General features: G+C 61.1%; 14 protein-coding genes. 6 read left to right on the top strand and 8 right to left on the bottom strand.

Annotation, left to right across the window (positions count from 1 at the left end; translation table 11 throughout):
• Positions 1–31 precede the first annotated feature (31 nt).
• The 4 genes from pssA to GM658_RS21540 form a co-directional block, all read right to left on the bottom strand.
• Positions 32–874, bottom strand: a complete 843-nt coding sequence (gene pssA / locus GM658_RS21555) for a CDP-diacylglycerol--serine O-phosphatidyltransferase (RefSeq protein WP_155456113.1) — start codon at positions 872–874, stop codon at positions 32–34.
• A 43-nt stretch (positions 875–917) separates the two neighbouring features.
• On the bottom strand, positions 918–1988 hold the full coding sequence (locus tag GM658_RS21550) for a flavodoxin family protein (RefSeq protein WP_155456112.1): 1071 nt from the start codon (positions 1986–1988) through the stop codon (positions 918–920).
• A gap of 85 nt (positions 1989–2073) precedes the next feature.
• Positions 2074–2832: an SIMPL domain-containing protein gene (locus GM658_RS21545; protein ID WP_155456111.1), complete on the bottom strand. Its 759-nt coding sequence runs from the start codon at positions 2830–2832 to the stop codon at positions 2074–2076.
• A gap of 88 nt (positions 2833–2920) precedes the next feature.
• Positions 2921–3640 (bottom strand): SIMPL domain-containing protein, encoded by a 720-nt coding sequence (locus GM658_RS21540; RefSeq protein ID WP_170298912.1) that lies wholly within the window; start codon positions 3638–3640, stop codon positions 2921–2923.
• A 125-nt stretch (positions 3641–3765) separates the two neighbouring features.
• On the opposite strand from GM658_RS21540, the gene GM658_RS21535 reads away from it, so the two are divergent.
• Complete coding sequence (locus GM658_RS21535; protein ID WP_155456109.1) at positions 3766–5385, top strand: alkaline phosphatase family protein; 1620 nt, start codon at positions 3766–3768, stop codon at positions 5383–5385.
• A gap of 177 nt (positions 5386–5562) precedes the next feature.
• Here GM658_RS21535 and ilvC read toward each other — a convergent pair whose 3' ends face one another.
• The 3 genes from ilvC to GM658_RS21520 are packed head-to-tail and all read right to left on the bottom strand — an operon-like array spanning position 5563 to position 8840.
• Entirely contained in the window at positions 5563–6579 is a 1017-nt protein-coding gene (gene ilvC, locus GM658_RS21530; protein WP_155456108.1) for a ketol-acid reductoisomerase, read from the bottom strand.
• A 45-nt stretch (positions 6580–6624) separates the two neighbouring features.
• Positions 6625–7116, bottom strand: coding sequence for an acetolactate synthase small subunit (ilvN, locus tag GM658_RS21525; RefSeq protein WP_028104341.1), 492 nt, complete (start codon positions 7114–7116; stop codon positions 6625–6627).
• Between the two features lie 2 nt (positions 7117–7118).
• Positions 7119–8840: an acetolactate synthase 3 catalytic subunit gene (locus GM658_RS21520; protein WP_155456107.1), complete on the bottom strand. Its 1722-nt coding sequence runs from the start codon at positions 8838–8840 to the stop codon at positions 7119–7121.
• A gap of 417 nt (positions 8841–9257) precedes the next feature.
• Here GM658_RS21520 and GM658_RS21515 point away from each other — a divergent pair, with 417 nt between their 5' ends.
• The 5 genes from GM658_RS21515 to GM658_RS21495 are packed head-to-tail and all read left to right on the top strand — an operon-like array spanning position 9258 to position 12462.
• Positions 9258–9827, top strand: coding sequence for an RNA polymerase sigma factor (locus GM658_RS21515; protein ID WP_155456106.1), 570 nt, complete (start codon positions 9258–9260; stop codon positions 9825–9827).
• A complete protein-coding gene (locus tag GM658_RS21510) occupies positions 9824–10234 on the top strand; it encodes a DUF3619 family protein (protein ID WP_155456105.1) in 411 nt (136 codons plus the stop codon). The genes GM658_RS21515 and GM658_RS21510 overlap by 4 nt, the downstream gene beginning before the upstream one ends.
• Before the next feature lie 3 nt (positions 10235–10237).
• Positions 10238–11116 carry a DUF3106 domain-containing protein gene (locus tag GM658_RS21505; protein ID WP_155456104.1) on the top strand — a complete coding sequence of 293 codons (879 nt, stop codon included), beginning with the start codon at positions 10238–10240 and terminating at the stop codon, positions 11114–11116.
• Positions 11103–11618 (top strand): RDD family protein, encoded by a 516-nt coding sequence (locus GM658_RS21500; protein WP_155456103.1) that lies wholly within the window; start codon positions 11103–11105, stop codon positions 11616–11618. The genes GM658_RS21505 and GM658_RS21500 overlap by 14 nt, the downstream gene beginning before the upstream one ends.
• A gap of 37 nt (positions 11619–11655) precedes the next feature.
• A complete protein-coding gene (locus GM658_RS21495; protein ID WP_155456102.1) occupies positions 11656–12462 on the top strand; it encodes a class I SAM-dependent methyltransferase in 807 nt (268 codons plus the stop codon).
• Here the strand turns inward: GM658_RS21495 and GM658_RS21490 are convergent.
• A complete protein-coding gene (locus GM658_RS21490) occupies positions 12446–12736 on the bottom strand; it encodes a putative signal transducing protein (protein ID WP_155456101.1) in 291 nt (96 codons plus the stop codon). The genes GM658_RS21495 and GM658_RS21490 overlap by 17 nt on opposite strands.
• Positions 12737–12740 lie beyond the last annotated feature (4 nt).

Below are 12740 nucleotides of genomic sequence, written 5' to 3'. Positions count from 1 at the left end.
TTGCTCCTTCTGAACTGCCGCCCCTGCGGCGTTATGCCTTGTCTTCAGGCGTCGTTTTTTCGATCAGCTTGACCGGGTTACCCTTCACCAGGCGGGTCAGGTAAATCACATAGCCTGACAGGCCGTAGGCCACAAACAGCACGAACAGCACCTTCGGCGGGTCAATCGAGATCAGGGCGAAGAACATCGCGATCAGGAATACCGCCAGGAACGGCACCGACTTGCGGAAGTTGATGTCCTTGAAGCTGTAGAAGGGTACGTTGGAGACCATGCTCAGGCCAGCAAACACCGCCAGCACCCACGCTTCCCACGGATACAGCACGCCATCCACATCCAGGTCCGTCAGCAGCATGACGAAGCCGGCGATCAGGGAAGCGGCGGCCGGCGAAGGCAGACCCTGGAAGTAGCGCTTGTCCACCACCTCGATGTTGGTGTTGAAGCGGGCCAGTCGCAAGGCGGCGCCGGCGCAGTAAACGAAGGCCGCGATCCAGCCCAGCTTACCCAGGCCGCGCAGTGCGAATTCGTAAATCACCAGGGCTGGTGCGGCGCCGAAGGAGACCATGTCCGACAGGGAGTCGTACTGGGCGCCGAATTCGCTCTGGGTATTGGTCAGGCGGGCGACGCGGCCATCCAGGCCGTCCAGCAGCATGGCGACGAAAATCGCCCAGGCGGCGTGCTCGAAACGCTGGTTCATGGCCATGACAATGGCGAAGAAGCCACAGAACAGCGCCCCGGTGGTAAAGGCGTTTGGCAGAAGGTAAATGCCGCGCGAGCGTGGACGGTCGCCTGCCTCGCCCTTGCGGCGGGCAAAGCGGCTGAACAGGGATTGTTTGCCGGCGGCGTTTTTAGGACGGCGTCGAGGGAATTTGGCCATACTATTCCATTTTTATTTAGTGTGGCCCCTATTATAGAGGACACTACTTGGGGCGGGGCGGGTTCAGGCCTTCGTCGCCCATATGCAGCTGGCCGGAGCGAATCCGGCCGATTGCGGCGGCGACGGCACGGCCGACGTTGCGCACCTCTTCCTGGAATGCGGCAGCACCGTCCAGCTTTTCATGGCTTTCGGCATACGACTCGTAATAGCCGACAAAGCGGTCCAGCAAGGCTTGCGTGCCGGCAGGGATCAAGCCCATCCAGCTCAGCCAGTCCGACAGGTTGCGGCGCAGGCTCTCGGCGCCGGCCACGTCGCCATGCACCACCAGCCCATAGGCGCGGCCCGCCAGGTGTTTCGGGTAAGGCCAGCCCGCCAGCTCCAGCGCCTTGGCTTCCTCCGCCTTCTTGCCATGGGTGGAAGTCGGGTCGGGATTGCCACCGTCCGCGCACACCAGCCGGTCGATCATCAGTTTCAGGGGCGACGGCGCCTGGTACCAGTACACGGGTGTGACGATGATGATGCCATGCGCCGACACCCATTCTTCGTAAATTTCCGCCATCCAGTCATTGGTCTGGCGCATGGCATAGTTGGGATAGCAGCTGCAGGGCCAGTGGCAGAGCGGCATGGCCGTTGAGACGCAGCCCTTGCAGGGGTGGATGTGCAGGTCGTAGCCGGAGATCAGGTGGCTCAGGTCGAGGATATGCACGTCCAGTCCCTCCGCCTGCAGGGTCTCCTTCAGCCATTGCACCATGCGCCAGGATTTTGACATCTCGCCGGGACACGAGCCGTCGTTGCGGGCGGCGCCGTTGATCAGCAAGATGCGGGAAGGCGTGGCAGGATCTTTCTGGACTTTTTCGGCTTGCCGCAGCCGGTCGCGGGTCGCGCGCCATTCGTCGGACAGTTCGTAGGTGGGATCGGCGTGACCCGGTCCAGCGGGATGCGTGCGCGGCGCCTTGCGCCCCGCGTCGTAGTTTTCCCATGCGACCTGCTCCACCTGGTCGAGCGCAGCGCGCACCTTGCCGAATGCCGGGTCTTCAAACGAACAGTGGAATTGCAGGCGGAATTGGTCCCTGTCCAGCGCGGCGGGCGCCTGGCCCTTGCGGATCTGTGTCATGGCAGCCTCCTATGGCCGCAGCATGCGCCAGGGACCGCGACGGTACCGTACGCCACCGCACAATGGCGTACGGTTCAGGCCAGGCTTACTTGAACTTGACCTTGCCCACCACGCGCATTTCCAGCGTGGTTTCGCCAGGTTCGAAGCTTGGCTCGGCTACCGACTGGTCCATCTCAGCCTTGGCGGCGAAACGGGCCATCATCGGCGCTGGTGCGCCTGCCGGGCCGCCGGCATAATTGCCGGAGCCTTCGTAGTCGATGGTGTCCAGTACGGCGTCAGTTACCGGGCGGCCCATGGCCGAGGCGATGGAGGCAATGCGCTCGTTCAGGTTCTTGTAGGTGGCGGCGATACGCGCATCATCCAGCTTCCTGGTTGCGGCTGGGCTCAGGCCAAAGGTCAGGCCATTCAGGGTCAACACCTTCTGCGCAGCGGCCACGGTCTTCGGCAAGGTACCAAGGTTGGTGGTGGTCAGCTGCACATACTGGCCCACGCGCCATGCAGTCGGCACACGCGGCTTGGCGCTGACGCCGTTTGGCATCGGGCGGTCTTCGGGATACACCGGATAGGTGTAGTAGCCCTGGGTTTTCAGCTTGGCCTGCGGGTCTTCCTTCTTCAGGATCTCCAGGCCCTGCTTGATTTTCTGGTTCACGCGCGAGGCGGCAGCCGCCTTGTCCTTATCCTGCTCTTCGATCGCCAGCATGGCCACTGCCTGGTCGTTCGCAGCAGTGACTTCACCAAAGGCAGGCACCACGACGGTGGCGCCGTTAGTCGGGACGGATTGTGCGATGGCTGCCTGGGTGCCCAGCACCAGCGCGGCAGCAGCTACAGCTTTCAGGACGGTCATTGTTATTCTCCTAGATGACGATGGACGCACTTTAACTGAATTCACACCAAAAAATTGTCGCAGTTCGTGAGCGTTTGTAACTTATCTCCTACTTGAAGCGCACCTTTGCGGTTGCGCGCAGCTCCAGCCTGGTCTCACCTGGCTGCAAGCTGGGCTCCTCGACCTCGCCAAGGTCCGCGCGGCTGATCCTGCTGCCGGTAACCTGAACCCTTTGCACATCCGCATTGCTGAAGTCCAGCGATTCGAGCTTTGCATCGCCGACCGGGCGCCGCATCGCGCCCGCAATGAAGCCCACTTGCTCCTCCAGGCTGCGATACGCAGCTTCTACCCGGCGTTGCTCCAGCTTCGCCTTGGTCTCTTCGCTCAAGCCAAAGGCGACATCCTTGAGCACCAGGATCTTTTGGGCCTCGGCGACGGTCACCGGCAACGAGGCAAAGTCATTGGTCACCAGCCTCACTTGCTGGCTGACGCGCCAACCGATTTGCTGGGCCTCGCGCTTCTGGACTCGGGCAGCTGCTTCGTCATAGATCGCATAGGTCCGATAGCTGTCCAGCGCGAGGCGGGCATTAGGGTTAGCCTTCTTCAAGGCAGCAATACCTTGCTTAAGGCGCAGGTTGACGCTGGATGCCAGCGCAGCTTTCTCCTTGCCCTGCTCCTCGTAGCCAAACACGAGATGTGCTTCGTCATTGGGCGCTGTGACCGTTCCGATTGCCGTCACCGTGACGAGCGAATTATCGGTGGGCAGCGTGTCTGCCATCGCCAACTGTGCAGAGCCGAACATTGCCAACAGGACCAGTTGCTTGAGCATGCAAATTCCTTCCGGAGGAGTCATCGAAGCTCGAATGTAACTGAAACTGATACAAAAGTGTCATCTGCCCGACATGCGGCTGTGGCATGATCACACGTCGTCCACTCCATTAAAACCAAAGGAAAATGGCAAAGTACCTGATTCCCGCACTGGCCCTGGCGGCCACGTTCGGCGCCCACGCAGCGCCGGCCAAACAGCCTGCACAAGCAAAACTGATCCTCGTAATGGCCGTTGACGGCCTGCCGCAGGAACAGGTAACCCGCTACGCCAGCCAGTTCGGCCAGGGCGGCTTCCGCCGTCTGCTGGAACAAGGCGCGTGGTTCAGCAATGCGCACCAGGCGCACGGCATCACCGTCACGGCCGTTGGCCATGCCGCCATCCTGAGCGGAGCCTATCCTTACCAGCACGGCATCATCGGCAATAACTGGGTGAACCCCGCGGGCGGCAGCATGTACTGCACCGAAGACCAGAACTACAAATACATCGGCAACGAAAAGACCGACCCGCACGACGGCACCGCGCCAACCAACCTGCGCGTCGACACGCTGGGCGACCAGCTGCGCTATGCGACCGGCCAGCAGTCCAAGGTGATTACCGTCTCCGGCAAAGACCGCGGAGCGATTCTCCTTGGCGGCAAAACCGGCACCGCCTATATGTACATGGAGGAAAGCGGCAATTTCGCGTCGTCCACCTTCTACATGAAGGAACATCCGCAATGGGTGCAGAAATACCAGGCCGGCAAGCCGCAAGAGCGTTACTACGGAGTGAAGTGGAAGCCTCTGCTGCCTGATGCTGCCTATGCCGGCGATTACGGCGATGCCCCGAACGTGCAACTGTCCAGCGAATCCGGCACGACCGACGCTGCCTACTACAAACGCCTGAAGGCCTCGCCCTTCCTGGACGAACTGACTGCGGAATTCGCGGAGGCAGCGATCGACGGCGAAAACCTAGGGAAGAACCCAGCCGGAGTGCCTGACCTGCTGGGCGTGAGTTTCTCCGCGCACGACCTGGCGAACCACGAATACGGCCCAGAGAGCAAATATTCGCACGACCACCTGATGCGCCTGGACCGCATCCTGTCGAACTTCTTCTCCTACGTCGACAAGCGCATCGGCATGGACAATGTGCTGGTGGTGCTGACCGCCGACCATGGCTTTCCGAACACACCGGAGTTTTCCAGCGAAGTGCAGAAGACTGGCGCACAGCGCGTGGACGGCAAGAAGATGCTCGACGACCTGAACGCCCACTTGTCTTCGAAATTCGGCCTGGCCAAAGGCGTGATGGCGTACTCACTGCCGAACCTGTACCTGGATTACGCCCAGATCGAAGCCAAAGGCCTGAAACGAGAGGATGTCGAAAATGCGGCCGCACGCTTCCTGATGTCCCAGCCGGGCATGGCGGACGTCTACACCCGCACGCAAATGGAAAGTGGCGCCGTTGGCGGAACGCGCATCGCCACCCTGATGCGCCGCGCGTGGAATCGCCAGCTCTCCGGCGACTTGATGGTCGTGCTGAAACCGCACTGGATCTTCGGATTCGGCAGCGGCAAAGGCACGACGCACGGCGCACCGTACGCCTATGACACCAATGTACCGCTGATCGTGATGGGCAAGCCATGGATCAAGCCAGGCCACTACGGCCAATATGCCGAAGTGGTGGACATCGCCCCCACCCTCGCCTACCTGCTGAACGTACGCCCACCTGCCGGCGCCGAAGGCCGCGTCCTCACCGAAGCGCTGAAATAACAGTCCAGCCCGTGTCCCACCATGGGGTCACACCCGAAATGGGACACGAACGCGGCTATTACGCAGATGAGTTCGTGTCCCGATTCGGGTGTGACCCCAGGGTGGGACACGGGCTCTGCAGTTGCGGTAAAAAAAAACGGCCCCGAGGGGCCGTTGAACTTTACTTCTAGGGACAAATCAGTTCTTGGACTGGTCGACCAGCTTGTTCTTGGCGATCCATGGCATCATGGCGCGCAGCTTGGCGCCGACTTCTTCGATCTGGTGCTCGGAGGTCAGGCGGCGGCGGGAGATCAGGGTCGGTGCGCCGGCCTTGTTCTCGAGGATGAAGGACTTGGCGTATTCGCCGGTCTGGATGTCCTTCAGGCACTGGCGCATGGCGTCCTTGGTGGCGGAGGTCACCACTTTCGGGCCGGTCACGTATTCGCCGTACTCCGCGTTGTTGGAGATCGAGTAGTTCATGTTGGCGATGCCGCCTTCGTAGATCAGGTCAACGATCAGCTTCAGCTCGTGCAGGCATTCGAAGTAAGCCATTTCCGGCGCGTAGCCGGCTTCCACCAGGGTTTCGAAACCGGCTTTGATCAGTTCCACCGTACCGCCGCACAGGACTGCTTGTTCGCCGAACAGGTCGGTCTCGGTCTCTTCGCGGAAGTTGGTTTCGATGATGCCGGCTTTGCCGCCGCCGTTGGCCGATGCGTACGACAGGGCGATGTCGCGGGCGGAGCCGGATTTGTCCTGGTACACGGCGATCAGGTGAGGCACGCCGCCACCCTGGCGGTAGGTGCCGCGCACGGTGTGGCCTGGAGCCTTAGGAGCGATCATGATCACGTCCAGGTCGGCGCGCGGCACGACTTGGCCGTAGTGCACATTGAAGCCGTGGGCGAAGGCCAGCACTGCGCCTTGCTTGATGTTCGGTTCGACGTTTTCCTTGTACACCTGGGCGATGTTCTCGTCCGGCAGCAGGATCATCACGACGTCGGCGTTCTTCACCGCTTCGTTCACTTCCGCCACTTTCAGGCCGGCCGCTTCGACTTTGTTCCAGGACGCGCCGCCCTTGCGCAGGCCGACGGTCACGTTCACGCCGGATTCGGTCAGGTTTTGCGCGTGCGCGTGACCTTGCGAGCCGTAGCCGATGATGGCAACGTTCTTGCCTTTGATGAGGGAGAGGTCAGCGTCTTTGTCGTAGAAAACTTTCATGGTCATTCCTTGGGTGTGAATTCGGTTGAATCTAGATTCGATTATTTATACTTTGAGGATGCGTTCGCCGCGGCCAATGCCGGAGCCGCCAGTACGGACAGTCTCCAGGATCGAGGCGCGGTCGATCGCGTCAATGAAGGCGTCCAGCTTGCTCTTGGCGCCCGTCAGCTCAATGGTGTAGGTCTTTTCGGTGACGTCGATGATGCGGCCGCGGAAGATGTCGGCGGTACGCTTCATCTCTTCGCGCTCCTTGCCGACAGCGCGCACCTTGATCAGCATCAGCTCGCGCTCGATGTGCTGGCCTTCGGTCAGGTCCACCACCTTCACCACTTCGATCAGGCGGTTCAGGTGCTTGGTGATCTGTTCGATGATGTCATCGGAACCAGTGGTCACGATGGTCATACGCGACAGGGTCGCATCTTCGGTCGGCGCAACGGTCAGCGTTTCGATGTTGTAGCCGCGGGCGGAGAACAGGCCCACCACGCGGGACAGCGCACCCGCTTCGTTTTCGAGCAGTACAGAAATAATATGGCGCATGATTACAGGTCCTCCGAGCCAAGCAGCATTTCGGAGAGGCCTTTACCAGCCTTCACCATCGGCCACACGTTTTCACTCTGGTCGGTAATGAAGTTCATGAAGACCAGGCGGTCTTTCATGGCGAACGCATCGCGCAGAGCGCCGTCGACGTCGCCCGGTTTCTCGATGCGCATGCCGACGTGGCCATAGGCCTCGGCCAGCTTTTCGAAGTCCGGCAGCGAATCCATATAGGACTCGGAATAGCGCGAACCGTAGTCGATCTGCTGCCACTGGCGAACCATGCCCAGGAAGCGGTTGTTCAACAGGATGATCTTCGGCGTCAGGTGGTACTGCTTGCAGGTCGCCAGTTCCTGGATGTTCATCTGGATCGAGCCCTCGCCGGTGATACAGGCGACGGTGGCATCCGGATTGGCCATCTGCACGCCCATGGCGTACGGCAGGCCGACACCCATGGTGCCCAGGCCGCCGGAATTGATCCAGCGGCGTGGCTTGTCGAACTTGTAGTACTGCGCAGCCCACATCTGGTGCTGGCCCACGTCGGACGTGATGTAGGCGTCGCCCTTGGTGATGTCGAACAGCGATTCCACCACTTGCTGCGGCTTGATCACCAGGTCGTTGGTGGCATACGCCAGGCACTTGCGGTCGCGCCATTCGTTGATCTGCTTCCACCAGGCCTGCAGTGCGGGCTTGTTCGGTTTCGCTTCGGAAGCATCCAGCTGCGACAGCAGTTCAACCAGCACGTCCTTCACATTGCCGACGATAGGGATGTCCACCTTCACGCGCTTCGAGATCGACGAAGGGTCGATGTCGATGTGGATGATCTTGCGCGGGCTCTGGCTGAAGTGCTTGGGATTGCCGATCACGCGGTCGTCGAAGCGGGCGCCGATCGCAATCAGCACGTCGCAGTTCTGCATGGCGAGGTTGGCTTCATAGGTGCCGTGCATGCCGGGCATGCCGACGAAGCATGGATCGGAAGCGCGCGAACCGCCAAGGCCCATCAGGGTATTGGTGACCGGGAAGCCGAGCTTCTCTACCAGTTTGTTCAGTTCATTCGATGCATGCGCCAGGATCACGCCGCCGCCGGTGTAGATCATTGGGCGCTCGGCGCCCAGCAGCAACTGCAGCGCTTTGCGGATCTGGCCGGCGTGGCCTTTGTCTACCGGGCGGTAGGAACGCATCTCGACATCCTTCGGATACGAGTATACGTGCTTGTGCATCGAAATATCTTTTGGAATATCGACCAGCACTGGGCCTGGACGGCCGGTACGGGCGATAAAGAAAGCCTTCTTGATGGTTTCCGCCAGGTCTTTCACATCCTTGACCAGGAAGTTGTGCTTGACCACCGGGCGGGTGATGCCGACGGTGTCGCATTCCTGGAAGGCGTCCTGGCCAATGGCGTGGCTCGGCACCTGGCCGGAAATCACCACCATCGGAACGGAGTCCATGTATGCGGTGGACAGGCCGGTCACCGCATTGGTGACGCCCGGTCCGGAAGTGACCAGCGCCACGCCCACTTTGTTCGAGCTGCGCGAATACGCATCGGCGGCATGGATAGCGGCCTGCTCATGGCGAACGAGGATGTGCTGGAATTTGTCCTGCTTGAAGATGGCGTCGTAGATATAGAGGACGGCGCCGCCGGGGTAACCGAAAACGTGTTCTACGCCTTCCTCAGCGAGGCAGCGGACAACGATTTCAGCGCCCGTGATGGGAGCTTCGGTATTCATGAAACATTCCTTTCAAGGTCCATAGGAGATTGATCGGATGCTCTTGCCTAGCGAAGTGGGCGATACCGTGCACGACTCTCAGCTTCCCTTCTTTCTGCGGTCACACTGACCCTTCCCCCATGCGTAGCTGGAGTACAAGCCGGTGCTAAACGCAACTCGTTTGGCCGGAGTTTTGCAGCGGTTTCTAGCCTACCTCTCGCGCTTGTGGCACGGGTTAGAGCAAACTGCTGACAATAGAAAGCTGGTCTTTCGAAACGGCTTTGTGTGCCTGTCCCGAAGAACCGGGGAGCTTTGTGGTGTGCAAAGCGTCCTTAACGTTACCGCGCTGCACAATTTTGGTCAAGCACAATCTGCATTTTTTGTTAAAATGCCGGATTGTTCAGACTACCAAAATAGTGCAGCCCTTTTTCCCGACGCATGGCCACAGATAAAGAATTATCGGATTTCCTCGAAAGCGTCGAGCGCCGCGCCTTTAAACAAGCGGTCTATGCTGTCCGAAAGGACGAGTCCGCCCTGGACATTGTGCAGGATGCAATGATCAAGCTCGCCGAGAAATACGGCGACAAGCCAGCTGCCGAATTGCCGATGCTGTTCCAGCGCATCTTGCAGACGACGATACTTGATTATTTCCGCCGAGAAAAAGTTCGTAACACCTGGGTCAGTCTGTTTTCCGGTCTTGGCCCGGGCCAGGAAGAGCACGAAGACTTTGACATTCTGGAATCCTACGAGGCTGAAGAGGGTTCCCAGGCAGCGGAATCGAGTGCCGATCAGGTCGAACGGGCACAAATCTTGCAGATTATTGAAGAAGAAGTGCAAAAACTGCCCGCGCGTCAACGGGAAGCGTTCCTCATGCGTTACTGGCAGGACATGGACGTAGCAGAAACCGCCGAAGCGATGGGATGTTCCGAAGGGAGCGTTAAAACGCATTGCTCACGAGCAACACACACTCTCGCTGAATCGCTCAAAGCCAAGGGAATTAAGTTATGAACACCGAAGATACCAACTTTGCATACAGCGTGCGGCGCGCGCTCAATGAAAAGCTAGACGATCTGCCAGCCTCGACCACTGACCGCCTGGCAGCTGCCCGCATGGCAGCGATGAAACGCAAGAAGGCCGATGCTCCGGCCCGCGTGCGCGTCACCCGTACCGCACCAGCCCTGGCTGGCGGCGCGTCGGGCTTCTTCGCCAACCAGTTTGCCTGGTTCAACCGCGTCAGCGTGGCCCTGCCGCTGCTGCTGCTGCTGGGCGGCATGATTGGCGTGTACCAATACGAACAACAGCAAGCCGTGCAGGAATTGGCGGAACTGGACGCCGCTGTGCTGTCCGATGAACTGCCGCTGTCCGCTTACCTTGACCAAGGCTTTGGCGCCTATCTCGAGACTCGCGAGCAATAAAGTATGGCGAGTGTGAGTGGTGGCAAGAAATGGGTTGCTGGCTTAATTGCGCTGCTGAGTGCGGGGACTGCTGCCGTCGTCTGGCTGGCGAGCCGCCCTGCCGCGCCGCCCGCGCCGGCCCCGTCGGCCTCCGCTACCGTTGCCGCTGCCGCCCAGCCGGTCGGTGAAAAGCCGCACTGGTCTGATTTGAACCCTTCCCAGCAGCAAGCCCTGGCGCCGCTCGAGTCCACTTGGGAAGAACTGGGTCCGGTGCGCAAGCAAAAATGGATTTCCATCGGCAACCGACTGGCCAGGATGAACCCGGAAGACAAGGCGCGCGTGCAGGAACGCATGCGCGAGTGGGTCAACCTGAGCCCGGCCGAACGCAAGGCCGTGCGCGAAAACTTTGCCCGCGCCCAGAAGAAAGCCACCCCGCCGGGCCAGCGTGCCGCCGAGTGGGAGCAATACCAGAACCTGCCGGAAGAAGCCAAGCGCGCCCTGGCGGAAGCTGCCGCCGCCAAGAAAAACCAGGTCGTCAAGACGCCTAGCCCGTCCCAGGCCGCCGTAAAAACCCCGGCCCCGGTCAAGGCGCAAGGCATCGGCCTGGTGCCTGCCCCCGGCACCGTTCCGCCAGGCACCGTGCCGCCAGCGCCGATCGGCTTGCCGCAAGGATCGCCGGCCGTCGTTCCACCAGGCAGCGCGCAAACCGTGGGCGCCGCCCCGAGCACGGCAACCGCCGGCGCACCGGCCGCCGCTGGCGCAGCCACAGCCGGTGCAGCGTCCACGCCAGCCCCTGCGGCAGCGCCCGCCACCGACGCCGCTGCGACCGCGCCCGCAACCGCTCCAACCGCTCCAACCGCTGCGCCAAGCGCGCCACCAGCCACCCCGAATGCAAGCAAATAACGCTGTTCCGACCGTCAGGCGCCGCCTGATCTCGATGGTTTATGAAATCCTGCTGGCTTTCGCGGCACTCTTCCTGCCTTTCCTGGTGTTCGAAATCGCGACCAAGGCCAGCCATACTGCCCAGGTAGAACACTTGCGCCAGGCATTGGCCTTCATGATCCTCGGCATTTACTTCATCCACCAGTGGACGCGCAAGGGCCAGACCCTGGCCATGCAAACCTGGCGCATCAAAGTGGTGCAGCCGGGCCTGGAACGCTTGCCAATGCGCACCGCTTTGATACGCTACCTGCTGTCCTGGCTGTGGATCCTGCCGGGCATCGTCGTGGCTTACGCCGCTGATCTGAGCAGCAAGCACAAGCTGTACGCCATGCTCGTCAGCATCCTGCTTTGGTCTTTGACCGCCTTCCTCGACAAGGATCGCCAGTTCCTGCACGACCGCCTGGCCGGTACGCGCCTGGTGCAGTTGCCGAAACCGGAGAAAAAAGGCAACAAAGCCGCCTAAGGTCTCGCTATACTGGTCTTGGACAAGGGAGGCAACCATGGACAAGGACAGCAGCTTTACCGGCTCGATTCCCGAAACCTATGAGCGCGCCATGGTGCCGCTCCTCTTCACGCCCTACGCCATCGACATGGCGCGCCGCGCGGCGCAGCGCAAGCCGGCCCGCATCCTGGAAATTGCCGCCGGCACCGGCGCGGTAACCCGGCAACTGCTGCAAGACATCCCCGCCGCACAAATCGTCGCCACCGACCTCAATCCCGCCATGCTGGACCAGGCGCGCAAGGCAGTCGATTCGCCGCGCGTCGAGTGGCGCCAGGCCGACGGCCAGGACCTGCCCTTCCCCGACGCCAGTTTCGACGCGGTGCTCTGCCAATTCGGCATCATGTTCTTCCCCGATAAGGCGAAAGGCTTCAGCGAAGCGCGCCGCGTACTCAAGCCGGGCGGACTGTATTGCTTCAACGTGTGGGACGGCATCAGCCATAACGATTTTTCGGCCACCATCAACCATGCGCTGGCCAAGGTATTCCCGGACGACCCGCCGCGCTTCCTGGCGCGCGTGCCTTACGGCTGGCATGACGTGGATGTGATCATGCAAGAACTGGCGCGCGGCGGCTGGACCAGGGGCATCACGCATGAAGTAGTGACAGCAACCAGCCGGGCCGATTCCGCGCTGTCGACGGCGATGGCCTTATGCCAGGGTTCGCCGCTGCGCGCGGACATTGAAGCGCGCGACCCAGCGCGCCTGCAAGAGGCCACCGACGTGGTCATCGCCGCCCTCACCGAGAAATATGGCAGCGGCGCCATTGAAGGCAAGATGCAGGCGATTGTGTTTACTTGCGAGGCGTGAATTCGTAGACGCGCGCACCCTCGCCGACATCGTCGTCGTCACCCAGCGCCAGTTCGCCGCGTTCGAATGCAGCAAGGATTTCCAGCGCCTGCGCCAGTTCATCGGCCGGCACCATCACGCGCGCCCCGCCAATCAGCGCCGCCTGAAAGAAGGCAGCCTGCATCTGGTCATCCATGACGGTGGCAGCCAGTCCCGCCGCACGCAGGCAGCCGCACAGGATGAAAGCGTCCGCCGGAATCAGGCAGCGGCGAACGATGCAAAAGTCGTTATCCATGCGC

Origin of the sequence: Massilia eburnea (assembly GCF_009720745.1) — a bacterium.
Taxonomy (GTDB): domain Bacteria; phylum Pseudomonadota; class Gammaproteobacteria; order Burkholderiales; family Burkholderiaceae_D; genus Rugamonas; species Rugamonas eburnea.
Note: the sequence above shows the minus strand (reverse complement) of the source record. Positions and strands in the feature narration are given on the sequence as shown.

What these genes read in the sequence shown, in the direction of transcription:
- pssA (WP_155456113.1), bottom strand. Translation starts at nt 874, where the DNA reads ATGGCCAAATTCCCTCGACGCCGTCCTAAAAACGCCGCCGGCAAACAA.
- GM658_RS21535 (WP_155456109.1), top strand. Translation starts at nt 3,766, where the DNA reads ATGGCAAAGTACCTGATTCCCGCACTGGCCCTGGCGGCCACGTTCGGC.
- GM658_RS21550 (WP_155456112.1), bottom strand. Translation starts at nt 1,988, where the DNA reads ATGACACAGATCCGCAAGGGCCAGGCGCCCGCCGCGCTGGACAGGGAC.
- GM658_RS21490 (WP_155456101.1), bottom strand. Translation starts at nt 12,736, where the DNA reads ATGGATAACGACTTTTGCATCGTTCGCCGCTGCCTGATTCCGGCGGAC.
- GM658_RS21540 (WP_170298912.1), bottom strand. Translation starts at nt 3,640, where the DNA reads ATGCTCAAGCAACTGGTCCTGTTGGCAATGTTCGGCTCTGCACAGTTG.
- GM658_RS21510 (WP_155456105.1), top strand. Translation starts at nt 9,824, where the DNA reads ATGAACACCGAAGATACCAACTTTGCATACAGCGTGCGGCGCGCGCTC.
- ilvN (WP_028104341.1), bottom strand. Translation starts at nt 7,116, where the DNA reads ATGCGCCATATTATTTCTGTACTGCTCGAAAACGAAGCGGGTGCGCTG.
- GM658_RS21500 (WP_155456103.1), top strand. Translation starts at nt 11,103, where the DNA reads ATGCAAGCAAATAACGCTGTTCCGACCGTCAGGCGCCGCCTGATCTCG.
- GM658_RS21495 (WP_155456102.1), top strand. Translation starts at nt 11,656, where the DNA reads ATGGACAAGGACAGCAGCTTTACCGGCTCGATTCCCGAAACCTATGAG.
- GM658_RS21520 (WP_155456107.1), bottom strand. Translation starts at nt 8,840, where the DNA reads ATGAATACCGAAGCTCCCATCACGGGCGCTGAAATCGTTGTCCGCTGC.
- GM658_RS21545 (WP_155456111.1), bottom strand. Translation starts at nt 2,832, where the DNA reads ATGACCGTCCTGAAAGCTGTAGCTGCTGCCGCGCTGGTGCTGGGCACC.
- GM658_RS21515 (WP_155456106.1), top strand. Translation starts at nt 9,258, where the DNA reads ATGGCCACAGATAAAGAATTATCGGATTTCCTCGAAAGCGTCGAGCGC.
- GM658_RS21505 (WP_155456104.1), top strand. Translation starts at nt 10,238, where the DNA reads ATGGCGAGTGTGAGTGGTGGCAAGAAATGGGTTGCTGGCTTAATTGCG.
- ilvC (WP_155456108.1), bottom strand. Translation starts at nt 6,579, where the DNA reads ATGAAAGTTTTCTACGACAAAGACGCTGACCTCTCCCTCATCAAAGGC.